We start from the raw sequence: 1,261 nt of genomic DNA on the forward strand, positions 1-1,261 counted from the left end.
TCTACTGAATATGCTTTCATTTGTGTATTTTTTTAATCTATTCTTATTGTACCTCATAACACCCGGAAGTGCTGTAGAAATAAAGGTAATAACAAATCTATCTAAAGAGAGATACAGACTCAACTTGAAAATCATATATTAGTAGTTGTAGAGTTAGAATAAAAAATTATGAACATTGAAAATAGAGTCGAAGCCACAGCGAAGAATATTGAAGGCAAAATCCAAGAAGCTGTTAGCGAAGTCACAGGCAATCAGAAAGATAAATTAGAAGGTCAAGCCAAGCAGGATGAAGCATCAGCAATTCACCTGAAAGAAGACCTCAAAGATAAAGCAAAAGAGATTGTAGACCGAGCTTAGTAACAGTATTCGCTACAAGTTTCCTGCCTACTAAATCCCGCAAACGATATGTTTGCGGGATTTTTTATAATGAGCCTAAATCATTTGTACCAATATGTAGGGGCGAGTTGATAAAGATTATTGGTGGCAAAATTCATCGGGTAACTGCCCCTACAGATTCTACTAACTCATAGTGTAAAAGCATTAATTTTGTGGCGGGAATTGTTTCCATTGCATAAGTTGTGCCATCTTGATGAGAAAATTCTACCTCAAAAGCACTGCCATCAAATTCCATCACGACTGTTCCTACTTGTCCTTTATATAATTTAATGATTTGTTTTGTTTCAAAATGGGTGGCGTCTAAATCTTCAGTTAAAGCAACAATATCTAGGTCTTTAATTGTTTTCATTGTTTTTACCTCACTTTTTGACGGGATAACAACTTGTTAATCTAGGGAAACTTTCACCTAAGCGGACGATCCAAGCTGCTAGAATCAGAGATTCACCTACTTCGGTTTTCAGCAAAAATTTCATGTTGTAATGTGTTCCGTATTCATTGTTTTTTTGAATAACAACATCTTCGTTGATAGCAGCTTCTTTTAAAGCCTGTTTGAGCCTTTCAGCATTTTTTAGGGTAATGCCTAACTTACTGGCAAACAAAACAGCTTTATTTTTTCCTTCTTGATGATTCGGATTTAGAGAATATTCTTCTATTTTATTGCCTAAATCTGCTAGATGACCATTGGGCAGTTTCACTATTAATAACTGTTTTTGAAGGACAAAAGAGAATATTAGTCGCCTACAATAATCGACTTTTACTCATATGTCAATTATATCGTCTTTGAGTTGGGGGGCGGGTTTATCGAGATTATTGATGGGTGGCAAAATTTATGGGTGAACCCGCCCCTACAGATTCTACTTTTCGG

At 35.7% G+C, this 1,261-nt stretch carries 3 protein-coding genes; 1 reads left to right on the forward strand and 2 read right to left on the reverse strand.

Annotation, left to right across the window (positions count from 1 at the left end; translation table 11 throughout):
- Positions 1-168: 168 nt before the first annotated feature.
- A complete protein-coding gene (locus QUB51_RS26730) occupies positions 169-357 on the forward strand; it encodes a CsbD family protein (protein WP_333054441.1) in 189 nt (62 codons plus the stop codon).
- Positions 358-490: 133 nt separating this feature from the next.
- On the opposite strand, the gene QUB51_RS26735 is transcribed toward QUB51_RS26730, so the two are convergent.
- Together QUB51_RS26735 and QUB51_RS26740 are read right to left on the reverse strand one after the other, a co-directional pair.
- Entirely contained in the window at positions 491-745 is a 255-nt protein-coding gene (locus QUB51_RS26735) for a DUF4926 domain-containing protein (RefSeq protein WP_333054442.1), read from the reverse strand.
- A 10-nt stretch (positions 746-755) separates the two neighbouring features.
- Positions 756-1,091, reverse strand: a complete 336-nt coding sequence (locus tag QUB51_RS26740; protein ID WP_333054443.1) for a DUF6883 domain-containing protein — start codon at positions 1,089-1,091, stop codon at positions 756-758.
- Between the last annotated feature and the right edge of the window lie 170 nt (positions 1,092-1,261).

This window comes from Microcoleus sp. AT8-A3 (genome assembly GCF_036705675.1).
Classification (GTDB): Bacteria; Cyanobacteriota; Cyanobacteriia; order Cyanobacteriales; family Microcoleaceae; genus Microcoleus.